This is a genomic window from Clostridioides sp. ES-W-0016-02 (assembly GCF_020641035.1).
GTDB lineage: Bacteria > Bacillota > Clostridia > Peptostreptococcales > Peptostreptococcaceae > Clostridioides.
Genome location: NZ_CP061361.1, coordinates 2,018,072 through 2,039,103 on the forward strand (window position 1 = coordinate 2,018,072; position 21,032 = coordinate 2,039,103).

Annotated in this window: 27 protein-coding genes; 20 read left to right on the forward strand and 7 right to left on the reverse strand. The window is 29.6% G+C overall.

What is annotated here, in order from left to right; genetic code table 11:
- Positions 1 to 455: 455 nt before the first annotated feature.
- Together IC758_RS09765 and IC758_RS09770 are read left to right on the forward strand one after the other, a co-directional pair.
- Positions 456 to 1,478, forward strand: a complete 1,023-nt coding sequence (locus IC758_RS09765) for a M56 family metallopeptidase (protein ID WP_227483101.1) — start codon at positions 456 to 458, stop codon at positions 1,476 to 1,478.
- Between the two features lie 198 nt (positions 1,479 to 1,676).
- The gene (locus IC758_RS09770) at positions 1,677 to 2,024 is read left to right on the forward strand and encodes a cupin domain-containing protein (protein WP_227436116.1); all 348 of its coding nucleotides are present in this window, start codon (positions 1,677 to 1,679) and stop codon (positions 2,022 to 2,024) included.
- Between the two features lie 130 nt (positions 2,025 to 2,154).
- Here the strand turns inward: IC758_RS09770 and IC758_RS09775 are convergent, their stop codons facing one another.
- Positions 2,155 to 3,204 (reverse strand): ABC transporter substrate-binding protein, encoded by a 1,050-nt coding sequence (locus IC758_RS09775; protein WP_227860937.1) that lies wholly within the window; start codon positions 3,202 to 3,204, stop codon positions 2,155 to 2,157.
- 379 nt (positions 3,205 to 3,583) lie between these two features.
- Between IC758_RS09775 and IC758_RS09780 the strand changes: the two genes are divergently transcribed.
- The 5 genes from IC758_RS09780 to IC758_RS09800 all read left to right on the forward strand — a co-directional run bounded on the left by IC758_RS09780 (position 3,584) and on the right by IC758_RS09800 (position 9,811).
- Positions 3,584 to 4,318 (forward strand): class I SAM-dependent methyltransferase, encoded by a 735-nt coding sequence (locus tag IC758_RS09780; RefSeq protein WP_227437328.1) that lies wholly within the window; start codon positions 3,584 to 3,586, stop codon positions 4,316 to 4,318.
- Positions 4,319 to 4,833: 515 nt separating this feature from the next.
- Positions 4,834 to 5,520, forward strand: a complete 687-nt coding sequence (locus IC758_RS09785) for a response regulator transcription factor (RefSeq protein WP_227437330.1) — start codon at positions 4,834 to 4,836, stop codon at positions 5,518 to 5,520.
- A complete protein-coding gene (locus IC758_RS09790) occupies positions 5,507 to 6,496 on the forward strand; it encodes a sensor histidine kinase (protein WP_227437332.1) in 990 nt (329 codons plus the stop codon). The genes IC758_RS09785 and IC758_RS09790 overlap by 14 nt, the downstream gene beginning before the upstream one ends.
- Before the next feature lie 82 nt (positions 6,497 to 6,578).
- The gene (locus IC758_RS09795) at positions 6,579 to 7,256 is read left to right on the forward strand and encodes an ABC transporter ATP-binding protein (RefSeq protein WP_227437334.1); all 678 of its coding nucleotides are present in this window, start codon (positions 6,579 to 6,581) and stop codon (positions 7,254 to 7,256) included.
- 8 nt (positions 7,257 to 7,264) lie between these two features.
- The gene (locus IC758_RS09800; protein ID WP_227823883.1) at positions 7,265 to 9,811 is read left to right on the forward strand and encodes an ABC transporter permease; all 2,547 of its coding nucleotides are present in this window, start codon (positions 7,265 to 7,267) and stop codon (positions 9,809 to 9,811) included.
- A gap of 230 nt (positions 9,812 to 10,041) precedes the next feature.
- Here IC758_RS09800 and IC758_RS09805 read toward each other — a convergent pair whose 3' ends face one another.
- The 3 genes from IC758_RS09805 to IC758_RS09815 form a co-directional block, all read right to left on the reverse strand.
- Complete coding sequence (locus IC758_RS09805; protein ID WP_255613419.1) at positions 10,042 to 10,530, reverse strand: prolyl-tRNA synthetase associated domain-containing protein; 489 nt, start codon at positions 10,528 to 10,530, stop codon at positions 10,042 to 10,044.
- A 611-nt stretch (positions 10,531 to 11,141) separates the two neighbouring features.
- A complete protein-coding gene (locus IC758_RS09810) occupies positions 11,142 to 12,188 on the reverse strand; it encodes a tyrosine-type recombinase/integrase (protein WP_227860938.1) in 1,047 nt (348 codons plus the stop codon).
- A 196-nt stretch (positions 12,189 to 12,384) separates the two neighbouring features.
- Positions 12,385 to 12,639 (reverse strand): helix-turn-helix domain-containing protein, encoded by a 255-nt coding sequence (locus tag IC758_RS09815; protein ID WP_227860939.1) that lies wholly within the window; start codon positions 12,637 to 12,639, stop codon positions 12,385 to 12,387.
- Positions 12,640 to 12,992: 353 nt separating this feature from the next.
- On the opposite strand from IC758_RS09815, the gene IC758_RS21010 reads away from it, so the two are divergent.
- Positions 12,993 to 13,115: a hypothetical protein gene (locus IC758_RS21010; protein ID WP_255630976.1), complete on the forward strand. Its 123-nt coding sequence runs from the start codon at positions 12,993 to 12,995 to the stop codon at positions 13,113 to 13,115.
- A 135-nt stretch (positions 13,116 to 13,250) separates the two neighbouring features.
- Here the strand turns inward: IC758_RS21010 and IC758_RS09820 are convergent, their stop codons facing one another.
- Positions 13,251 to 13,646, reverse strand: coding sequence for a helix-turn-helix domain-containing protein (locus IC758_RS09820; RefSeq protein ID WP_227860940.1), 396 nt, complete (start codon positions 13,644 to 13,646; stop codon positions 13,251 to 13,253).
- Between the two features lie 155 nt (positions 13,647 to 13,801).
- Here IC758_RS09820 and IC758_RS09825 point away from each other — a divergent pair, with 155 nt between their 5' ends.
- A complete protein-coding gene (locus tag IC758_RS09825; RefSeq protein WP_207731457.1) occupies positions 13,802 to 14,032 on the forward strand; it encodes a helix-turn-helix transcriptional regulator in 231 nt (76 codons plus the stop codon).
- 282 nt (positions 14,033 to 14,314) lie between these two features.
- Here the strand turns inward: IC758_RS09825 and IC758_RS09830 are convergent, their stop codons facing one another.
- Entirely contained in the window at positions 14,315 to 14,674 is a 360-nt protein-coding gene (locus IC758_RS09830) for a hypothetical protein (RefSeq protein ID WP_194655106.1), read from the reverse strand.
- A gap of 168 nt (positions 14,675 to 14,842) precedes the next feature.
- Between IC758_RS09830 and IC758_RS09835 the strand changes: the two genes are divergently transcribed.
- Together IC758_RS09835 and IC758_RS09840 are read left to right on the forward strand one after the other, a co-directional pair.
- The gene (locus tag IC758_RS09835) at positions 14,843 to 15,034 is read left to right on the forward strand and encodes a helix-turn-helix domain-containing protein (protein WP_227437353.1); all 192 of its coding nucleotides are present in this window, start codon (positions 14,843 to 14,845) and stop codon (positions 15,032 to 15,034) included.
- 32 nt (positions 15,035 to 15,066) lie between these two features.
- Entirely contained in the window at positions 15,067 to 15,207 is a 141-nt protein-coding gene (locus IC758_RS09840) for a hypothetical protein (RefSeq protein ID WP_227860941.1), read from the forward strand.
- A 4-nt stretch (positions 15,208 to 15,211) separates the two neighbouring features.
- Here the strand turns inward: IC758_RS09840 and IC758_RS09845 are convergent, their stop codons facing one another.
- Positions 15,212 to 15,508, reverse strand: a complete 297-nt coding sequence (locus IC758_RS09845) for a helix-turn-helix domain-containing protein (protein ID WP_227860942.1) — start codon at positions 15,506 to 15,508, stop codon at positions 15,212 to 15,214.
- A gap of 134 nt (positions 15,509 to 15,642) precedes the next feature.
- Between IC758_RS09845 and IC758_RS09850 the strand changes: the two genes are divergently transcribed.
- The 9 genes from IC758_RS09850 (at position 15,643) to IC758_RS09890 (ending at position 21,031) form a co-directional block, all read left to right on the forward strand.
- Positions 15,643 to 15,843: a helix-turn-helix domain-containing protein gene (locus IC758_RS09850; protein ID WP_227860943.1), complete on the forward strand. Its 201-nt coding sequence runs from the start codon at positions 15,643 to 15,645 to the stop codon at positions 15,841 to 15,843.
- A 38-nt stretch (positions 15,844 to 15,881) separates the two neighbouring features.
- The gene (locus tag IC758_RS09855; protein ID WP_227860944.1) at positions 15,882 to 16,334 is read left to right on the forward strand and encodes a helix-turn-helix domain-containing protein; all 453 of its coding nucleotides are present in this window, start codon (positions 15,882 to 15,884) and stop codon (positions 16,332 to 16,334) included.
- A 28-nt stretch (positions 16,335 to 16,362) separates the two neighbouring features.
- Complete coding sequence (locus IC758_RS09860; RefSeq protein ID WP_194655109.1) at positions 16,363 to 17,070, forward strand: antA/AntB antirepressor family protein; 708 nt, start codon at positions 16,363 to 16,365, stop codon at positions 17,068 to 17,070.
- Between the two features lie 46 nt (positions 17,071 to 17,116).
- Positions 17,117 to 17,323, forward strand: coding sequence for a hypothetical protein (locus IC758_RS09865; protein ID WP_194655110.1), 207 nt, complete (start codon positions 17,117 to 17,119; stop codon positions 17,321 to 17,323).
- 3 nt (positions 17,324 to 17,326) lie between these two features.
- Positions 17,327 to 18,232 (forward strand): hypothetical protein, encoded by a 906-nt coding sequence (locus tag IC758_RS09870; protein ID WP_227860945.1) that lies wholly within the window; start codon positions 17,327 to 17,329, stop codon positions 18,230 to 18,232.
- A 123-nt stretch (positions 18,233 to 18,355) separates the two neighbouring features.
- Positions 18,356 to 18,583, forward strand: a complete 228-nt coding sequence (locus tag IC758_RS09875; protein ID WP_227860946.1) for a hypothetical protein — start codon at positions 18,356 to 18,358, stop codon at positions 18,581 to 18,583.
- Positions 18,584 to 18,598: 15 nt separating this feature from the next.
- Positions 18,599 to 18,814: a hypothetical protein gene (locus IC758_RS09880; protein WP_227860947.1), complete on the forward strand. Its 216-nt coding sequence runs from the start codon at positions 18,599 to 18,601 to the stop codon at positions 18,812 to 18,814.
- A gap of 11 nt (positions 18,815 to 18,825) precedes the next feature.
- Positions 18,826 to 18,996 (forward strand): hypothetical protein, encoded by a 171-nt coding sequence (locus IC758_RS09885; RefSeq protein ID WP_227860948.1) that lies wholly within the window; start codon positions 18,826 to 18,828, stop codon positions 18,994 to 18,996.
- An 82-nt stretch (positions 18,997 to 19,078) separates the two neighbouring features.
- A complete protein-coding gene (locus IC758_RS09890) occupies positions 19,079 to 21,031 on the forward strand; it encodes an AAA family ATPase (RefSeq protein ID WP_227860949.1) in 1,953 nt (650 codons plus the stop codon).
- Position 21,032: the final 1 nt, after the last annotated feature.

Sequence of the window (21,032 nt, forward strand, 5' to 3'; positions counted from 1 at the left end):
TAAATTTTAAAAATATAAATACAAATATAATGTTTATGAGAATCCTAAAAAGATGAAAAAATAATAAAAAAAACAAAAAAAATTACTGACATTTCACTGACAAATAAACGATTTATGTTTATACAAGCATTGAAAAAACTATACTATTAAAAAAAGGCATAAAATAATATATTTTATGCCTTTTTTTAATAATATAGTTTTAAGTATAAATTATATTTAATATAATAAATTTTAATTAGCCTAAATAGCTTCGTGATAAACCTGATTTGGTAAGGAGAGAATTAAATAAGTTTATTGGTAAGTATAAGTAACAAAATAATACTGGTAAATTTTACTAATGACAATTATAATTACTTTATACATAAAATTAAATACAAAATACTAATATTGAACTGATTTTTAAAAATTGTTAAATAAACATATTGAAGAATAGATATAATAGGAGAGAAGAGTCTATGAGTTTGATTCTAAGTGATATTTTTAGAACGGTTTTAGTAAGTAATTTATTCCTAATTCTTTTATTAGTATTTAGAATAAGTGTATTTAAAAGATTTAGTAAAAGATTTAATTATTATATCTGGTTTATTGTAGTTATTAAACTCTTGCTACCATTTACATATTATACTTTTACATTTAATACATTGAAATATCAAGATAGTATTAAAAAGATAAACTTAGAAAACTTTAATAATATTTCTATTTCTAAAAGTGGTATTTTAATATTTATTTGGATTATTGGTGCAATAGTATATTTAATTTACAATATTTTGAAATATATAAAACTCAAAAATTTAATTAATGATTTATCTTATGAGATAGATGATAAAGATATAATCAAGCTTTATGAAAATTTATTAAAGGAACTAAAAATAAGTAAAGATATAAAACTTAAATACACTTATGAAGTTGAAACACCTGCATTTTTTGATTCATGTGTTCTTTTGCCACCATGTGAATATACATTAAAAGAACTTGAATGGATATTTAGACATGAACTTATACATTTTAAGAATAAAGACCTTTATATTAAATATTTAGTGTTATTTTTAAAATGTGTTTATTGGTTTAATCCTTTTATGTATATTATGGATAAGATTATAGATTTAGATTGTGAACTTTATTGTGATGAAAGAGTTTTAAAAAATTGTAATATAGAAGAGAAAAAAGAGTATGCTTTAATTATCATAAATATGATGAGAAAAAAATTAAATTATTCAAATAAATTTGTAGCTGGTTTACATCAAAAATCAGATATTCAAAAACGTGTTTATTATATGTTTAGTGAAAAATATAAAGGAAGCACTGTTGTAGTATTGTTTTTATGTTTATTTTCATCAATAATGTATTTAAAATTAGAATTTATCTCTACAAACTTTTTGAATAACTCTATTTCAAATTCAACATATATTGAAAATAGAATCAAAAGTAAACCAACCTATGAAAAAAACATTAGAATAGAAAATCAAGATAATCATTAAATATATGTAATGAAATAATTTCTGTGTTAAAAGGTTAAGATGTAAGTTTAATAAAAACATTAAAAAATTTAATTTATATTAAGGAGTCATAGTTACAAGTAAAAGAATTTTATTCCTATTATGTATAAGGAGAATACTATTTTTTTATATTGGAATAATAATAGTAAATCTATAATATAGAAAAGAGGTATTTATAGTATGCATGAAAATAAAAAGAATCTATTAGATGGAAGCTTAGCTCAATATAATGATGCAGCAGTACCAAAAATACCAGTATTTGCTGGTAATGATATAACTTCAGAAGTTTATTATTTTAAACCTAATCAAGTTCTTAATGCCCATAGACATCCTAATGGTGAACAAATATTTGTGTTCTTAAAAGGAGAAGGGAAAATGAAACTTGGAGAACATGAGTGTGATGTAAAACAAGGTGATACTGTTTTTGTACCAACAGGAGAATGGCATGAAATTACTAATGGAAGCAATGAGGAAATGGTTGCTGTTCAAATTACAAAAATCAATGCTGGAGCAGAATACAGAGGATAGATATATAGGTATCTTTACGATACTTTAATTTCTATTTTTTAATATAAACTTTAATCTCAATTATAAAAAGAGTCTTTTAAAAGACTCTTTTTATAATTTTTGTAAGCTTTTAGTTAAAACTGATGCATATTTATTTTATATTTTTTATTGCATTATTTGCAAATTCAGTATTTACTATGTCTTTGTAAGGGGCTTCTTTGTCTAATTCCTTAGCTTCTTTCATAACATCCATTAGTTTATTTAAACCTTCCTCTTTTAATACAGGGTTTTGAGACCATGCATCTATTGACTTATATCTATCTACAACTGTTACTAAATCTTCTAGAGATATATCTTCAAAGAAAGGTTGCATAGCTTCGGCGATTTCTTTACTAGGAGCTTTTTGAACCCATAATTGACCTCTGTAAACAGCATTTGTAAATCTTTGAATTAAATCTTTATTATTTTTCATGTAAGATCTAGTAGTAGAGTAAGCTGTAAATGGTATTTCTCCAGAATCTTTTCCTATAGATGTTACTATATATCCGCTGCCTTCTTTTTCCATGGCAGTTGCTGTAGGTTCAAATGCTGTTGTAAAGTCACCTTCACCACCTGCAAAAGCCCCAGCCATTACTCCAAATTGTACATCAGTTCTTACGTTGACATTGCCTGCTTTTAAATTTTCTCCAATAGTAAGTCCTTTGTCTTTTAGAACATATTCAAAAGTCATTAGTGGAACGCCACCTTTTCTACCACCTAATATTTCTTTTCCTTTTAAATCATCATAGGAGAAATTAGGCATCTTTTCTCTGGCAACTAAAAAACTACCATCTCTTTTAGTTAATTGTGCAAAGTTTACAGCATAATCGTTTTTGTTTTGATTATATACATATATGGAAGCTTCAGGACCCATTAAGCCTACATTTGCTTCACCTGAAATTAAAGCTGCCATAGTTTTATCCGCACCTTGAGTATTTATAAGGTCAACCTTTATTCCTTCATCCTCGAAGAATCCTTTTGTAATAGCAGCATATTGTGGGGCATAAAAAACAGAATGAGTAACTTCTGCAATAGTTACTTTATCTAAGTCTTTAGATGAAGCAGACTTATCATTTTCATCATTAGAGTTAAAATCACATCCAGTTAAGCATATTGTGCTCATAACAATAGAACTTGCAATTGCGATTATTTTTTTAAACATAATAAATACCTCCCATAAGACATCCGAATAATATATAATATTAAATATTTGTTGTAGTTGTTACAAAAATATATACCTATAGAATTTATTTCTACAATAATTTAAAAATAATTTTTATATTTGAATTTTTCAAGTAATCGATTATATTAAATAGATTGTATTGATTATTTGTAAATTAAGATATAAAATTAAAACAGTAATGTTTTATATAAATTATATAGGCACAAAATTTATTAATAATAGATATTAAATTAATTCATATAAATAATAATTTAATTTTATAAATTTAAAAAATGTTATTGTGTAAAGTAGTGAAGATTTGCATTTTATATTTTGGCAAATATAGTTAAACAAGTACAGTTAAAATGGAGGAAATTAAATGAAACAAAATAAATATGATAATGATGAATTTTTTTGTAAATACAGTGATATGGAACGCTCTAAAAAAGGTCTTGAAGGTGCTGGAGAATGGCATACTCTAAAAAAAATGTTACCTGATTTTGAGGGGAAACGAGTATTAGATTTAGGGTGCGGTTTTGGATGGCACTGTCAATATGCAGTTGAAAATGGTGCAGAGTCTGCTATTGGAATTGATATTTCAGAAAAGATGCTAAAAGAAGCAAGAAATAAAACCAAATTTGATAATATAAAGTACATATGTATGCCTATTGAAGATATAGACTTCCCAAAAGATTGCTTTGATGTAGTAATTAGTTCTTTGGCTTTTCATTATATTCAATCATTTGAAGATATATGTAAAAATATAAGCAATTGTCTTTCAAGCGGAGGAGATTTTGTATTTTCAGTTGAACATCCTATATTCACTGCATATGGAGCTCAAGAATGGTACTGTGATAAAGATGGAAACAATTTACACTGGCCAGTAGATAACTATTTTATAGAGGGACTTCGAAAATCAAATTTTTTAGGGGAAGAAGTTATAAAATATCATAAAACATTAACTACTTATCTAAATACTTTAGTTAAAACTGGATTTGAGATATTAGAAATAATCGAACCTCAACCAGAAGAGAAATTATTAAATACGATTCCTGAAATGAAAGATGAATTACGTAGACCTATGATGTTACTTGTTTCTGCAAGGAAAAAGTAATAAAAAATAGTGGAATTTTGGTTGCAAGTGATTATGGGATTCTATTGGGTGACACAAGCTATATATTCAAAGAGGGTGAAAGCACTTGTTGCTTTCACCCTCTTTATTACACTATAAACATGTACATTTGACACTGTAAATATAGGTAAGGCATTTATCAAACCTGTATTTACAGGAATATGGTTACTTTCTATAACAATGTAAAATGAGAACTTTCGAAAATTGATTTCATTATGGAGAACTATTTTCAAATGTAAAGATGCTTGTTAAAGCAGTTTTACCCAGACCTCAACTTGTGTATTTCCATCAAAAGAAATATAATATATCAATGGAGGTGTTACGCGTGAGCTATATAACAACAAAAGAATCCTTGAAAAATTGGGAAATTGCATACATAATAGTGATATGAAATTACTCTGCTGAGCGGGTTAAGTAAACAAAAAAATGAAGAATATGTGATTTGTTTCAGCTGATGGACGATATAGAAATAGTAAAGTAAAGGATGGTGAAAACAAATGAAACGAATATTTTTGGTTGAGGACGATAAAGCAATCGCTAAAAATCTTATGCTTTTGCTGCACTCAGAAGGATTTGAAGTCACTCACGCTCCTACACGAGGTGAAGCTATTGCCATGCTTTCCAGTAATAAATTTGACTTGGCATTAATTGATATTTCCTTACCTGACGGAAATGGTTTTACAGTTTGCACAGAAATCAAAGAAATGCAAGATGTTCCTGTTATCTTTCTGACAGCTTCAGGCGATGAGGCGAGTGTTGTTACTGGGCTGAATATAGGCGCAGATGACTATATAACAAAACCTTTTCGTCCACGTGAATTGATTGCGCGAATTGGAACTGCCCTACGAAAAAACGGACGTTCAGAAGCGGCTTTTGAAATCTGTGGGCTTCATGTCGATATGGCAAGTGGCGTTGTGAAAAAAAACAGCAATGAGGTTTTTCTTTCAGCTTTAGAGTACCGCTTGTTGTTGGTGTTTATTAATAACCCCAAAAGTATTATCACGAGGAGCAGGCTCCTTGATGAATTATGGGACGCGGCGGGTGAGTTTGTCAATGATAATACATTAACTGTGTACATAAAGCGCTTGAGGGAGAAGATAGAGAGCGACCCAGCAAGCCCACAAATAATTCTGACTGTTCGTGGGACAGGGTATAGATTGGGGGACGATTATGCTTCGAAATAGAGAGTTTAAGCAGTTTGCTATTTTGTTCTCTTTAATGGCTGTCACCACTGTAACGCTTGGATTTACAATAAATATGGTGGCGGGAATCCTTTCTATTATTTCTGTTACTGCCTTTGGTTTAGCGTTTTTCTCTTTTACCAAAGCTCGATATAAAAATATTGCACAGATTTCTAATCAAATTGATCTTGTGCTTCATAATGCTGACCATCTGTATATTGGTGAATCGGACGAGGGCGAACTTTCCATTCTGCACAGCGAGATAACAAAAATGACACTATGTATTCGGGAACAAAACGATGCGCTGAAAAAAGAAAAAGAACATCTTGCTGATTCGTTGGCTGACATAGCCCACCAACTCCGCACACCTCTTACATCCGCGAATATTATTCTGTCATTGCTATCAAATAGCTCTGATGAAAATCAACGAAAGGCATTGGTGAGGGAAACAGAGGAATTATTTGTAAAGATGGATTGGTTGATTACTTCCCTATTGAAGTTATCTCGCTTAGACGCAGGTATTGTAGTTTTCCAAAGCGAGCAGATAGATGTGAACAACTTGATATACAACTCACTTCGACCATTTCTAATTCCAATTGAACTGCATAACATTGCTTTACAAATAGATGTGCCTAAAGGAATGATTATTCAGGGTGATTCGGGTTGGCTTTCAGAAGCAATTCAGAATATCCTCAAAAATTGTATGGAAAGTGCAGGCGATAATGGGAAGATTGAGATTGTTTGTGAGGATAATCCGCTATTTACTGAGATTACTATCCATGACAGTGGCACAGGATTTGAAAAAGAAGATTTACCTTATTTGTTTGATAGATTTTATCGTGGTAAAAACGCAGAAGCCACAGGATATGGGATTGGATTGGCACTCTGTAAAATAATTATAACACGACAGGGAGGGACGATTACTGCAAAAAATCACCAAAAAGGTGGCGCGATATTTGTAATTCGTTTCCCAAAGTGACTAATCTCTCACCTGAAAGTCACACAGATGTAAGTTGAAAGTTATATTATATGGTTAAACCATAAGAAAGGAGACTTACATAATGGAGTTCTTAAAAATTGAAAATCTATGCAAGGTCTACGGCAAGGGCGAGAACAAAGTTACCGCACTTGACAATGTTTCGCTTACAATAGAAAAGGGGGAGTTTACTGCAATCATTGGTTCATCTGGCTCAGGAAAATCCACATTACTTCATATCATCGGTGGAGTGGACGTACCAACAAGCGGAAAGGTGTATTTGGACGGTCAGGATGTATATGCCCAAAGCAATGAAAAGCTGGCCATTTTCCGTAGGCGACAAGTCGGACTGATTTACCAATTTCATAACCTTATTCCAACTCTGAATGTTGTGGAAAACATCACTTTACCTATACTGATGGACAAGCGAAAGGTCAATGAGGAACGCTTAAATGACTTGATGGACCTACTTGGGCTAAAAGACCGCAAAACGCATTTACCAAATCAGCTTTCTGGCGGTCAGCAACAGCGTGTTTCCATAGGACGTGCTTTAATGAATGCCCCAGCGGTAATGCTTGCTGATGAACCCACAGGTAGTTTAGACAGCCGAAATGGACATGAAATTATCAATCTATTGAAATTAAGCAATAAAAAATATCGTCAAACCCTTATCATTGTAACGCATGACGAAAATATAGCCCTGCAAGCAGACCGCATTATCTGCATATCAGATGGCAAAGTGACGCGAGATGAAAGGAGGTAGGTATATCCATGAACATTTTCAACAAAGTTGCACTGCAAAACATGAAAAAGAGACGCACACGAACGATTGTAACAGTTATCGGAGTTGTTCTGTCTGCTGCTATGATTACAGCAGTCGCTACACTTGCCATTTCCCTGCAAAACTATATGGTAAATGGTTCGATTGAGAAATATGGTGGTTGGCACGTTGAGTTTTTGGATGTTAATTCCTCTTTCGTACAGAAACAGATAGGAAATGATAAAGTTGCAAATACCGCAACATTTGAAAATATTGGCTATGCAAAGCTTGATGGCAACAAAAACCCAAACAAACCGTATCTTTTTATAGCTGGATTCAGCGAAAAAGCCTTTGATACTTTGCCTATAACTTTGATTTCTGGCAGATTACCTGAAAACAGTGGAGAGATTCTTGTTTCGGGTAAAGTTGCAACAGATGGCGGTGTCAAATTCGCAGTGGGCGACACTATTTCTTTGCCTGTGGGAAACCGTATGAATGGATATGAGAAGCTTAGTCAGAGTGACCAATATACTGCTGGAGATGAAACTCTTGTTCCACAAGGCGAGAGAAGCTACACAGTTGTTGGTACCTGCCAAAGGCCTGTCTTTGAGGAATCTTCCGCACCAGGATACACATTGATAACCAAAGCGGATGCACAAATCAAGGCTGACAGCCTTAGCCTGTTTGTCACGTTGAAAAATCCACGTCAGGTTCATTCATATACAAACAGTACTGGAGACCATGCTTACGTTTTAAATGATAATGTGTTGCGTTTCATGGGTATTTCCGACAATAACTTGTTCAATATGCTTTTGTACTCAGTTGGTGGTATTGTGGTCGCCATAATCATGCTCGGCTCGATTTTTCTGATATATAATTCGTTTAACATGTCGTTGAACGAACGCACACAGCAGTTTGGAATCCTTTCATCTGTTGGAGCTACAGCAAAGCAGCTACGTAATTCAGTTTTATTTGAAGGTCTTTGCATTGGTGCTGTTGGCATACCAATTGGTGTTGCGGTTGGTATAGTTAGTATTGGACTTGTTATTTCTGTTATCTCCAAAAATTTCGCAAATGTTCTCTACACCAATGTACCTTTGACCTTGACGTTGTCCATCCCAGCAATCGTTGTTGCGGCAGTGGTCAGCATGGTTACCATCTTGATATCGGCTTATATTCCAGCTAGAAAGGCTGCCAGCAAACCAGTGATGGAGTGTATTCGCCAGACGAACGAGGTGAAAATTGAATCCAAAGCAGTAAGGATATCAAAGCTTGAACAGCGTATTTACGGTCTGGAGGGAACTCTGGCGCTGAAGAATTTTAAAAGAAACAAGAAACGCTATCGTAGTATTGTGCTATCGCTTGTTTTAAGTATAGTGCTGTTCATATCGACCAGTGCTTTGGTAGCTGATTTGAAACAAGTTTCAAATCAGGCATCAGAGGTTACTGACCAGGACATCATTTTTTCCACACAGGACATGAATGACAGTAAAATGCTACAGCTATACGATAAGCTGAAGACTACCAATGGTGTGTATGAAGGCTTGTATCAAGAACTTATGACCTATTCATGTGTTGTTAAAGTAAGTGAACTTACAGATGATTACTTGAACTATGAGGGTTCACATTCGCCATCTGAAACGGTTGATATGCCAGTAGATATGCAGTTTCTTGATGACAGTACGTATCTGAATATTATCAAAAGTCTGGGGTTGCCAACAGAAGAGTACACTGGGCAAAATGCAAAAATGATTGCCGTTTCCATGATGGTGGAGGATGACCATACTATTGATATCTTCACAAATTCTTCCATAAATCTTAAACTTACTCCTGAAGCTGATAGCAAGTCGAACACAGTCGATAGGCAAAATGTAAACATTTCATTTGTAAAAGTCGTGCCACCTGATTCTCCACCAGGTGTCAGAAACTCAAAGATGAGGAAAGCCTGCTTCAGGGTGTTGGCACCTTATTCGGTCAAAGATTCATTTGAGACTCCAAGTATTTCTAAAGGAATTAAAAGCTTGAGTTTTAAATCAAAGAATCCCAATCAGTCAGTTGCAGAAATGGAGAAAATCATCGAGAGGGAAGGGATTACGGCTGAGTACAACCTGTACAATATGTATGGAATGATGGACGAAAACCGTAATTACATCTTTATTGCCAATGTGTTCGCATATACTTTTATAATTATGATCTCGCTGATTGCAGTAGCCAATGTATTCAACACAATTTCCACAAATATCAAGCTACGCCGTCGTGAACTTGCCATGCTTCGCTCTGTGGGAATGTCTGAACGTGATTTTCAGAAGATGATGAATTTTGAGTGTGCCTTTTATGGCATGAGGTCGCTGCTCTTTGGACTTCCTATAGCTGTAATTTCTTCCTGGCTAATTCATAAAGGAATGGTCAAAGATGATATAGATTTTGTACTTCCATGGACCAGTATCGGAATCAGCGTGTTTGTCGTTCTCTTTATAGTGTTCATTACAATGTTGTATGCCATTAGTAAAATAAAAAGAGAAAATATTATTGATGCGCTTAGGGATGATATGACTTAATAGAAAATAAAAGAGATACCTGCGTGATTGAGTTCAAATGATTCACAATTGTCCCAAAAGGCGATTTAAACATTGAAAATACAGAGTTCATCCTATGGAAGTAGTGTGAATTATACTAGGGGTTCTTATGAACCCCCCTTTCTATTTTTTGTATAAAAAAGTGGATGACTCAAATTTTTATTTTGAGGTACCCACTTTATCTATCATTTATTATATGTAAAATAATAAAACTATACTTCTACATAGTATATTTCATTTCCATTTTTTTCTATAATCCTTTTTAAATCTTCAAACTTTAAAAATACAGTGGCAGTATTGTCATTTGGATGTATACCTATTTTATCCATTTTCAATAAATCTTTATCAAATACAATTTTTACAATAGCATCAGTATCATTTAGTATACCAAAAGGTGTTACAGCTCCCTTAGTAAGTTTTAGATATTTTTCAAGTCTTTCTTCAGAAGCGAAACTAAGAGGTTTACTATCAATTTTTTGGCGTATATCCTTTAAATCTGCTTTTTTATCTTTACCTAAGACAACTAAAAAGTGCTCTTTACCCTTAGAATCACGAAGGAATAAATTTTTTACAACAAACTCCATTTGTAGTGTTTTTAATTGTTCCATTTCATCAATTGTATAGACTGCAGGATGATTTACAATTTCATAAGATATATTTAGTTCATCCAATTTTTTATATACTTCTTGTTGAGCGTTCATAATTTCCTCCTGTTGGTAATTTATTTGATATATAAAAATAATATTATCATAGAACACTTTAAAATAAAACATGCATTATTATTCTGTACAAACAAAAGTCTACTATATTTTCTCCATATCTAATCATAAAATCTTTCAACAGCCTTGCCTAATTTCATTTCAATTCTTACTATTATAATAATTCAGAATATATATATTTTCAAGTAAAAAATGATATATATATAATATAAGCTTAAAAAACTAAAAATTTTCCAAAAATAATTTGAAAATAGAGCCTTAGTTACCATTTATAAATCATATAAAAAGAGGTTATGTAAGGTCAGATATGAAAAAACTATATTATACTATCTTTTCTTTTTCGAATAAACTATACTTTAAATATAGATATTTAATTTTAATAATTTTAGCAATAAATTATCTTAGAAAGGAATGTGCTTTATATGTCTACAGACAAAGTTGTTGGAATCATAGATGAAGAATTAGCTGAACTCGCTGGAATTAAATATACTGGTAAAATTTATGCTTCTTCTGGGATTGTTAACTAAAACCTATAATCGTTGCAATTACAATGATTACAGGTTTTATGATTTATCTGTGACACTATTATGATACTATTTGTTTAAAACTTCAAGTTTTTGTGAGATTTCCAACTGTTTATTAGGATATAAATGAGAATATATATTCCATGTTGTTTCAACTTTTTCATGCCCTAGATGTTCAGCTATAGTTAATATATTGATATCCATATTTACAAGTAGAGAAGCATGAGAATGTCGTAAATCATGTACTCTAATTTTTTTCACAGAAGCTAATTCAGCACATCTTTTCAGCTCTAAATTTAAATAAGCTCTTGAAAATTTAAATATTCTTTCATTTTCTCCTAAATCATATAATTTAGAAATATAATCCTTAATTTCATTATATAAAAAATTCGGAATGGTAACAATGCGTTTGCTCTTAGCAGTTTTTGGAGATGAAATAATATCCTCTCCTTTTAATTTTAGATAACTTTTATTAATATTTAATTCTGTTTCAGAAATATCTTGTGGAGTAAGGGCTAATAGTTCACCTAATCTTATTCCACTCCAAAACAAAATTTTAAAAGCTAGGTTTGCATCATCTTTATTTTCAAATTTAATAAATTCTTTAAACTCTTCTAAAGTCCAAAAGTTCATTTCTTCTGCATCTTTTTTACCTATACCACCCACTAGACTTGCATGGTTTTTGTCTAAATTATAGTATTTTACTGCATAGTTTAAAATTGCCACTAACTGGCTATGTATTGTTTTAAGATAAGTGGGGCTATAAGAACTATTTAATAGTTCATTCTGCCATTTACGAACATGTATACCAGTAATTTCATTTATCTTTAGTTTTCCAAAAAATGGAATAAGCTTCAATTCTATTATATGTTTCTTGCCATTCATAGTTGAGGTTTTTAATCTCGTTTCCATATCAACCAAATATTCTTCTGTAAGGCTTTTAAATGTCATATCTGTACTCATTTGCTTTTGATTTAAAAATTCTCTTTCAAACTCTAAAGCTTCTTTTTTAGTTTTAAAACCTCGCTTAGTTTTCTTTTTCTTATCTCCGTTGAAGTCTGTAAAATAGAAGCTAACAAACCAAGTTTTTCTTTCTTCATCTTTATAAGCAGGCATTTGCGTCACCTCTTTAACTATTTAATATTAGTATTTTTATACATTTAATAATTCTTTTTCAAACTTTCATATTCAGATTTTAACTCAATATACTTTTTTCCACATTTCTAATATAATACTCTCTAATAGCTTTATAACTACAATTATATTACAAGGTTGATTAATAATAAATCTTTAAATATGAAAAAAGAACTGATTATTTATCAATTCCTTTTTTCATATTATTCAAATGTTTTCTCTCTTTGCCAAAAAAGTACTCTGCTAGTTCAAGCGTATCTATTTCTAAAGCATCAGATAACAGAATTATTTTTGTAGAAGAAATACTATGAATAAATTCATCTTTTTCTAGTCTTGAAATATAACTTTGACTAATTCCAGTCAATTTGCTTAATTCTTCTTGTGTAAGCTGTCTCTTCTTTCGATATTGTTTTAATGATAATGACATATTCATACAAGATTAAATTGTAGTAGTAATAATGATTATTTTCAATAGTAATAGGTAAAAAAAATATGGTAAATATTGTAAACTACTATCGGAAATATTCCTCGTACGGATATTTTTCTAGTCGATTTATGTGTTAATATTTAATTAAGAAAGATTAGTATACTAAGAACTTTAATAAGAAGGATTAAAATTTCAAAGATTATTGATATACACAAAAATAGGAAGATACAATAATTACCAAGTTTTCATAGTTTTATACATGCAGAATATATGGTAAAACAAAACCATATATAAAAAACTGAATATTCATAAAAAAACTTTAGTTAAGTTATTTATAATAAAACAAGGGGGATGGTAATATGCAAGATGAAAGAGAAAAAATGGTTTCTACTATAAAAAAATTAAAAAAAGAATATAAATATGACTATGAAAGTTTTATGAAAATAGTAATATCTCTTTATATAAAATTAAAAGAAAAATGAGGATGCATATTTTTATTAGTTATAATAAAAGCAATAAAGTTCATGTTATATATGAAAAAGCCTAATAATATTATGTGGTCAAAATGACAGTTATTTAAATAAAAAACATTGACTGACTATGCCAATGTTTTTTATTTATTTATGTTTATTAATTAGAGCATCAAGTATTTTTGTAACAGTTTCTCTATCTTCTTTATCTAATTCGTATATCATATCGACTAATGCTTCTACTTCTTCATCTATCTCATTTGGATATGTTGAATCTTTTTTTAAATCTCTTTTAGAAACTAGATTATCTTCATCAGAGTGATTAACTTTCGCTAATTTGTTGTCCTTTATGTTATTATCAAGCAAAAAATCTATAGAAACATTAAAATGTTCAGCGATTTTTTTTAGAACCTCAAAATCAGGTTTTCTTTTATTTGATTCATATAAAGATAAAGCTGGTCTGGAAATACATAAATTTTCAGCAAATTCTTCTTGAGTCATCTTTTTCTCTATTCTAAGGCTTTTGATTTTTTCTCCTAACATAATGCACCTCCTTTTAGTTTATTATACTCTACAAAATGTAACATTTCAATTTTGGTAACGATATGTAACTAAAATTAAAAAAATCTCTTGACAGTTACATATCGTAACATTATAATGTAAATATAAGATGTTACAAAATGAAACGAGGTGAAAACATGAATAATATAAAAAGGCATAAATTATATGAATTAAGACACAAACTTGGGATAACACAAAAAAAAGTAGCTGAAAACGCCAAAATAAGTAGACCTTCGTATTCCCTTATTGAATCTGGAAAAAGGAATCCAAGTGTAGCAGTAGCAATAAACATTTCAAAAGCATTAAATGTTTCGTTAGAAGATGCTTTTCCAGATGAAATTTTTTTCGGGAAAAATGTTACGATATGAAACTTAAAATGAAAATATAATTAAAGCATACAATATTTAAATTTCTTTAAAATAATTATACATTATAAATAATGTTAAATGAATGTTACAACAGTACCAAAATATTTATCAGTTAGGTAGAGAGAATACTGATTTAATACAAGAAAAATAAAAAAGGATACTTATTTATCATAAGCGCACTTTGAAAATCAAAATAAAACACTTAAAAGAGGTGATTAGGTACGAAATAGTAAGTAATAATACGCCTGTCTAAAAAGTTATAAAAGAGCAGGCATATAGTAATTACTCTGTATCATTTTCTTTTTCTAACATTTTGTCAGCTAAATCCTCAACCTTACTTATAAATTTGATTTGGTTACGCTCATCAAATTTATGTAATAGAGATAAAATTTCCTGTTCGTTATCAGTTGAATTGGATATTTTAAGAATATCTGTTGAATGTTCTTTGCCTTTTAGGATATAATCCACGCTTGTATGGAATTTTTCCGAAATAATAAGCACATCATCAATGGTAAAATTAGATTTACCTCTGCGTATATCAGTAACTTTACCTCGATTTTTCCATCCTAGAAGTGAAATTATTTCTTTGTCAGATAGCTTATTTTCAAGTGTTAGAAAGTCTAAAATATTTTGATTGGACATAAAATCTACCCCTTTCAAATTATAAAATATAAAAAACGGAAAAATTCCTTGACTGTCGGAAAAATTCCGATTATAATATAACTATGATAACAATTACTTACGACAACAAATTGTTATATAAACTTAATTTTACCACAAATAAACACACTAATAAAGAAGGTGATAATAATGAATAAAAAATGTTTACCAAAATGGAGCAAGGAAGTTAAAAAAGCCATGATAGATAAAGATTTAAAACTAGATGATTTATCAGAAGAATTAGGATTGTCAAAATATCATCTATCAGCAGTAATTAACGATAGACTTAAAAGTCCAAATGCAAAAGAAGCAATTTGTAAATATTTAAAAGTAAAAGGTTAATTATAGTATAACCTTTCAAAGAGGTGATTTGAATGTTACAACAGTACCAAAATATCTATCAATTAAGCAGAGAAAATGCTAGTATTACGCAAGATAAGAAATCAAAAGCATTAGAAATATATAAAAGATACCTAAGTTATAAAGTATCTTTTATAAATATTGATGAATTTTAGATAACTAGTTATTCATATCTTTTGCAACTTGGATAAGTGTATTTACTTTTTCTTCAGGTAAATCTATGGCTATATTTACTAATTCATTAAGTAAAATAGGATTTCTCTCGGATGCAAAAAAATCATATAAAGTTATATCTAAAGCATTGCATATGATTTCCAGTGAAGATATTGGTGGCTCTATGATATTTCTTTCATATCTTGAGATAATGGATTGAGATATTCCAGTAATTTCCGCTAAATAGTTTCCAGTAATATTTTTACTTTTACGTAATTCTTTAATTCTAAGACCAATATTCATATAAAAACTCCTTTTATTCGTTATAAGTATATATTAAGAAAAAAGAATTAATAATTCCAATACAAAAAACGTATTTTTTTATTGACAATTATACGTTATACGTATAATATATAAAATATACAGGAGGTGAATAAATGTTAAATAAGAAAGTCGGATTAAGAATAAAACAATTTAGAATAAAAAAAGCTATAACTCAAATTGAATTGTCAAAATTAATCGGTATCTCACAAGCTGAAATAAGTCGGATTGAAAATTCAGCGACACAAATTACTTTATATGACTTAGAAAAAATTTCAAAAGCATTAGATGTAACAATTGCATCATTAATAAATTAATCTTTTATTAATTATATATCATAAAAGGGGGCATTTAAATGTTACAACAGTACCAAAATATTTATCAAAAAGCAAGAGAAAGTACCAGTTTAACACAAGAAAAAGCATCTGAACAACTAGATATATCAGTTGAAAGTTTGAGAGCATATGAAAACGAGAAAAGAATACCACCAACTACAGTGGTTTCAAAAATGACAGAAATTTATAATAATCAATTTCTAGGATACCAACATTTAAAATCTAGCATAGGAAATGAATTAATTGATTTACCAAATGTAAAACTTAAAACAATTTCTAATGCAGCTCTAAAACTATACATAGCGATAAGGAATTACCTAAAGTTAGAAGATGATTTTATAAGAGTAGTTGAAGATGATGTGATAGACAAAGATGAAGAAGAAGTTTGGAATATCGGAATGGAAAGTATAGATGATTTACATGAAGCTGTACTAGGTTTAAAGTTTGCAACTAAAGCAAGTAATATTGAATAACACTAAAAATATAGAGAGGAAGATAGTCATGAATGAGCTTATAAATGTTGAAATAAATGAAAATCAAGAACCAATAGTAAATGCTAGAGAATTACATGAATTTTTAGAGGTGAATTCCAATTATACAACTTGGTTTAAAAGAATGTGTGAATATGGATTTACAATAAACGAAGACTTTATTCCAATTTTGGAAGAAAGTACTGGAGGACGACCAAGTGAAAATCATGCTATTAAGTTAGATATGGCAAAAGAAATAGCTATGATACAGCGTAATGAAAAAGGTAAACAAGCAAGACAATATTTTATTAAGATAGAAAAGGATTGGAATAGTCCCGAAAAAGTTATGGCTAGAGCATTAATTGTAGCAAATAAAACAATAGAGCAAAAAAATAAAGAGTTGCAGGAAAAAAGTAAATTTATCAATCAAATAGCATCATCAAAAAATAGTTTACTTGTAAGAGAGGTAGCAAAAATCATTTCTAAAAGCAAAGGGATAGTTATTGGAGAGAAAAGATTATACGAGAAATTAAGAGAATGGGATTTAGTATTTAAGAATTCTACTGAACCAAAGCAAGTTGCAATAGATAGAGATTATTTAGAAACCATAGAAGGTGTTAAGGAGAACTCAGCTGGCACATTTACTTTTAAAACAACTAGAGTTACAGGAAAAGGTCAAGAGTATATTTTAAAAAGATTATTGAAGGAACAAGAAGAACAGCTATCAATGTTAGGTTAGAACTTTAAAATTTAAATACAGAATATTTTGAAAGTAGGTGTTTTAAATGGCAAAAGCAGTAGCTAAAGAACAATTGTTTTATAGGGCAAAAGATGTAGCTAAATTTTTAGATATATGCGAAGCAACTGCATACAAAATAATTGCAGAATTAAATGAAGAATTAGAAAAAGAAGGCTTTAAGACTTTTTCTGGCAGGGTATCAGTGACTTATTTTAAAGAAAGATATTGTTATAAAACAAAAAGGGGGGCATAAAAAATGGAATGTGTAAATTGTATAGATAGAGAAGTAGTGGAGTTAAACTTGAATAAGGATAATATAAGAAGATGTAATGAGTTGAGTCATTTTGAAGCTGGAAATTGCATTGCAAAGGATGCAAAGATAGCTTTTGAAAGTTTTGATTGTAATTTTAATTGCAATGATGAATATACAAAAGAACAATTAGAGTACATACAGTTAAGAAAAGCAGGTTTTAAAGGATTAATAGAAAAAATCTATAACGAAAAGTTAAATAGAAGAGCAAATTTTGTACCTGTTACAGTTGCAGGACCAGCTAGATATAACTATGAAAAAGCTGATAAACAAACTGATATGATAATGAAACGTAATTTTGAGCACTCTGAGGTTATAAAAAGATTTATTGAAAATACAAAGAAGAATTTAGAAAAAATGACACCTATAGAAAAAATTTTAGAAGCATATCGAACTGGAAGTTTTGAATATGGAAAGGCAATAGAAACAAGTGATATATATGCAATAGAAAAATTGGAAGCTAAATTGTTTTATTTTGAAAATTTACAAAAAGACATGAAAGAAGCAAATAAAAAGGCTAGAAAAGATAAAAAAGAACAGCCCTATGAAGCTTTTAAATTAACAAATAACAATAAAAGAATAAGAGATATTAAAAAAAGGCTTGAAGAAGTAAAAGAACATAAAGAGTTAAGAAAATTAGAAGGGTTTAATTTTAATGGTGGAGAGGTATTTGTCAATTATGACATTGATAGATTGCAAGTATTCTTTGATGAAAAACCAAATTTGGAGTTAAGAGCTAGACTTAAAAAACATGGATTTGTATGGTCACCAAGAGAAGTGGCATGGCAAAGACAATTAACTAAAAATGCTATGAGAGTAGCTAAAGATATGTTTCCTAAAGTAACTATATAAAAAAAGAATGGGAGTGATTTAGTCGAGTGTAAAGGTACTAATAGTTTATATGCAGTTCTGTAAAGATAAGCAAATAAAAGCAAGTTTTGAGGGTCTTAAAAAATACAATAAGGGGATAGTGATATGAAAATACTTAAAGTAAAATTTCCTACAGAAGTTCTTAAAAGGGGTAAAGCAATAAAAGTGACATGCAAGAAATTTAATTTTGAAAGTGATTGCATAGTAACGCAAGCAAGTAAGTTTAAATTAACAATAATTTATTTTAATAAAAAAACAAAGAAAATAGTAGAAACAGTTTTAACAATAAAGGATGCAATAGACAATGAATATTATATTGAAATATTAAATTAAAAAAGGGGGGTAATTATGAATAAATTCGATTTAAAGAAAGTTGAAGTAGGAAATGCAGTAAAAGTAAATTGCAAAAGACTTGGCTTTGAAATTGATTGCATTGTAGTAGTAGCAACAGAAAAAGAGTTGAATTTAGCATACTACGACAAAGAAAGAGGATGTATGGAATATCAAGCGCTAGTAGTAGAAGATGTTAGATATGGTGATTATATTCTTCAAAGATTAGGTTAGGGGGGTATTTAATGGAAACAGCTATATCAGTTGCAACAAGTCAAATTAAACAAGCAAATAAAAGTATAAATGAGTTAAAATCAAAAGAAGATTATGACAAAGAAAGTCTAAAGTGGTGGGAAGGCGTTAAACAAGCTAGTCAAAATATACTAGAGTTTTTAGAAAGAGAAAATAAGGCATAAGAAAAGAGCCTAAGACGAGGCTCTAATCAAAAACAAAAAATAAATTTAATAATTATATATTATAGCACAAGGGGGGACTAAAATGAAAGCAATTTTATTAAAAAGTTTAGATATAGAAAATTTCAAAGGAATAAAAGAGCTACACATAGATTTTAACAATGTAACTAATGTGTTTGGAGAAAATGCAACTGGTAAAACAAGTATATTTGATGCTTTCACATGGGTGATGTTTGATAAGGATAGTAAGAATAGAAGTGTATTTGAGATAAAACCTTTAGATAGTAACAATAAGGTCATTAGAGGGCTTGTGACGACTGTAACAGCAGTATTAGAAGTTAATAGTAAAGAGATAAAGTTAACTAAGAAATATGAAGAAAAATGGACTAGAAAAAGAGGGGAATCAGAAGCGACTTTTACTAAAAATGAAACAACTTACATGATAAATGATACTCCAATAAAAAAGAGTGAATATGTAAAAGAGATAGCTGAAATAGCAGACGAAGACCAATTTAAATTACTTACTAATCCATACTTTTTTTCAAATGAACTTAATTGGAAAAAAGCTAGAGAAGTGATTTTGGAGATATGTGGAGATATAACAATAGAACAAATTATAGAAACTAAGCAGGAGTTAACCCCACTTATTACAGAGTTTGAAAAGGAAAATAACATAGACAAGATTATTAAAAATAGAAAAGCTACTAAGAATAATCTATCTAAAGAAAAAGAAGAAATACCAGTAAGAATAAATGAATGTGACAGAGGAATGTATGATGTAGATTTTAAAGAAATTGAAGCTCAACTTAATGCTAAAAAAGCTGATTTAGAAGCTATTGAGGATGAGTTACTAAGTGGCACAAAGGCAAATGAACAGATTTTAAAAGATAAAGAAAAGATATTTGAACTAAAACAAGAGATACAAAGTATTAAACAATCAGCGAGTGAAAGAGGAAATAAGAAGAGAAATGAGTTAATAAGTGAAAAAGAAGGTCTAAATTATAATGTTCAAACGCTAAGAAATAACCTTGTGTATTTAGAAAGCGATAGAAAACTAAAAGAAAATTCGAGAGATAAATTAGTTGAAGAAACAAATAGACTTAGAAATGAATGGTCTAAAGAAAGTCAAACAATGTTAAATTTAAGTACTGTGCAAACAGAGTGCCCAACTTGCAAAAGACCTTTAGAAGTTGATGATATAGAAGCAAAGAAAAAAGAAATGTTGGATAACTTTAATTTAAATAAAGTAAAAATACTAAAAGAGATAGGAATATTGGGCAAGTCAAAAGGGGAAGAAGTAGAAAAGCTTAATGCAGAGATTGAACAGCTGCAAATGGATGAAAGGGGATACTTAAAAGAGATACAAGAAAAAGCAATATTATTAGATAAAATAAAAAAAGAATTAGAAAATACAAAATCTACAGAGATATATTCAGTAGAAGAAGAAAATAGATTAACACAAATTAGTGTAGAAATAAAAGAGCTAGAAGAAAAAATAAACAATAAAGATGCTGATAAAAACATAGATGAACTAAAAGAAAATAAGAAAAAATTGACGATTGAAATTGAGTCTCTTAATAAAGAACTAGCTAAAAGAGATATTAACAGAGAATTATTAGATAGAAAAGAACAACTATTAGCAAAAGAAAAAGAGTTAGGTATAGAACTAGCTCATCAAGAAAAAATACTAAATTTATGCGAGTTATTTATAAAGACTAAAGTTAGTTTATTAGAAAGTAATATAAGTAGTAAATTTAAAAATGTAACATTTAAACTATTCAAAGAGCAAATAAATAGAGGTATTGAAGAAACTTGTGAAGCTTTAATAAACGGTGTACCTTTCAGCAATGTAAACACAGCAGGGCAAATCAACGGAGGGTTAGACATAATAAATACTCTATCAAAATATTTTGAAGTTAAGATGCCAATCTTTATTGATAACAGGGAGAGTGTGAATACTTTGATTGATATTGATAGCCAAGTGATAAATTTGGTTGTAAGTAATGATAATCCATTAAAAATAGAAGGAGTGAATTAAT

What these genes read in the sequence shown, in the direction of transcription:
- IC758_RS09765 (WP_227483101.1), top strand. Translation starts at nt 456, where the DNA reads ATGAGTTTGATTCTAAGTGATATTTTTAGAACGGTTTTAGTAAGTAAT.
- IC758_RS09770 (WP_227436116.1), top strand. Translation starts at nt 1,677, where the DNA reads ATGCATGAAAATAAAAAGAATCTATTAGATGGAAGCTTAGCTCAATAT.
- IC758_RS09775 (WP_227860937.1), bottom strand. Translation starts at nt 3,204, where the DNA reads ATGTTTAAAAAAATAATCGCAATTGCAAGTTCTATTGTTATGAGCACA.
- IC758_RS09780 (WP_227437328.1), top strand. Translation starts at nt 3,584, where the DNA reads ATGAAACAAAATAAATATGATAATGATGAATTTTTTTGTAAATACAGT.
- IC758_RS09785 (WP_227437330.1), top strand. Translation starts at nt 4,834, where the DNA reads ATGAAACGAATATTTTTGGTTGAGGACGATAAAGCAATCGCTAAAAAT.
- IC758_RS09790 (WP_227437332.1), top strand. Translation starts at nt 5,507, where the DNA reads ATGCTTCGAAATAGAGAGTTTAAGCAGTTTGCTATTTTGTTCTCTTTA.
- IC758_RS09795 (WP_227437334.1), top strand. Translation starts at nt 6,579, where the DNA reads ATGGAGTTCTTAAAAATTGAAAATCTATGCAAGGTCTACGGCAAGGGC.
- IC758_RS09800 (WP_227823883.1), top strand. Translation starts at nt 7,265, where the DNA reads ATGAACATTTTCAACAAAGTTGCACTGCAAAACATGAAAAAGAGACGC.
- IC758_RS09805 (WP_255613419.1), bottom strand. Translation starts at nt 10,530, where the DNA reads ATGAACGCTCAACAAGAAGTATATAAAAAATTGGATGAACTAAATATA.
- IC758_RS09810 (WP_227860938.1), bottom strand. Translation starts at nt 12,188, where the DNA reads ATGCCTGCTTATAAAGATGAAGAAAGAAAAACTTGGTTTGTTAGCTTC.
- IC758_RS09815 (WP_227860939.1), bottom strand. Translation starts at nt 12,639, where the DNA reads ATGAATATGTCATTATCATTAAAACAATATCGAAAGAAGAGACAGCTT.
- IC758_RS21010 (WP_255630976.1), top strand. Translation starts at nt 12,993, where the DNA reads ATGCAAGATGAAAGAGAAAAAATGGTTTCTACTATAAAAAAATTAAAA.
- IC758_RS09820 (WP_227860940.1), bottom strand. Translation starts at nt 13,646, where the DNA reads ATGTTAGGAGAAAAAATCAAAAGCCTTAGAATAGAGAAAAAGATGACT.
- IC758_RS09825 (WP_207731457.1), top strand. Translation starts at nt 13,802, where the DNA reads ATGAATAATATAAAAAGGCATAAATTATATGAATTAAGACACAAACTT.
- IC758_RS09830 (WP_194655106.1), bottom strand. Translation starts at nt 14,674, where the DNA reads ATGTCCAATCAAAATATTTTAGACTTTCTAACACTTGAAAATAAGCTA.
- IC758_RS09835 (WP_227437353.1), top strand. Translation starts at nt 14,843, where the DNA reads ATGAATAAAAAATGTTTACCAAAATGGAGCAAGGAAGTTAAAAAAGCC.
- IC758_RS09840 (WP_227860941.1), top strand. Translation starts at nt 15,067, where the DNA reads ATGTTACAACAGTACCAAAATATCTATCAATTAAGCAGAGAAAATGCT.
- IC758_RS09845 (WP_227860942.1), bottom strand. Translation starts at nt 15,508, where the DNA reads ATGAATATTGGTCTTAGAATTAAAGAATTACGTAAAAGTAAAAATATT.
- IC758_RS09850 (WP_227860943.1), top strand. Translation starts at nt 15,643, where the DNA reads ATGTTAAATAAGAAAGTCGGATTAAGAATAAAACAATTTAGAATAAAA.
- IC758_RS09855 (WP_227860944.1), top strand. Translation starts at nt 15,882, where the DNA reads ATGTTACAACAGTACCAAAATATTTATCAAAAAGCAAGAGAAAGTACC.
- IC758_RS09860 (WP_194655109.1), top strand. Translation starts at nt 16,363, where the DNA reads ATGAATGAGCTTATAAATGTTGAAATAAATGAAAATCAAGAACCAATA.
- IC758_RS09865 (WP_194655110.1), top strand. Translation starts at nt 17,117, where the DNA reads ATGGCAAAAGCAGTAGCTAAAGAACAATTGTTTTATAGGGCAAAAGAT.
- IC758_RS09870 (WP_227860945.1), top strand. Translation starts at nt 17,327, where the DNA reads ATGGAATGTGTAAATTGTATAGATAGAGAAGTAGTGGAGTTAAACTTG.
- IC758_RS09875 (WP_227860946.1), top strand. Translation starts at nt 18,356, where the DNA reads ATGAAAATACTTAAAGTAAAATTTCCTACAGAAGTTCTTAAAAGGGGT.
- IC758_RS09880 (WP_227860947.1), top strand. Translation starts at nt 18,599, where the DNA reads ATGAATAAATTCGATTTAAAGAAAGTTGAAGTAGGAAATGCAGTAAAA.
- IC758_RS09885 (WP_227860948.1), top strand. Translation starts at nt 18,826, where the DNA reads ATGGAAACAGCTATATCAGTTGCAACAAGTCAAATTAAACAAGCAAAT.
- IC758_RS09890 (WP_227860949.1), top strand. Translation starts at nt 19,079, where the DNA reads ATGAAAGCAATTTTATTAAAAAGTTTAGATATAGAAAATTTCAAAGGA.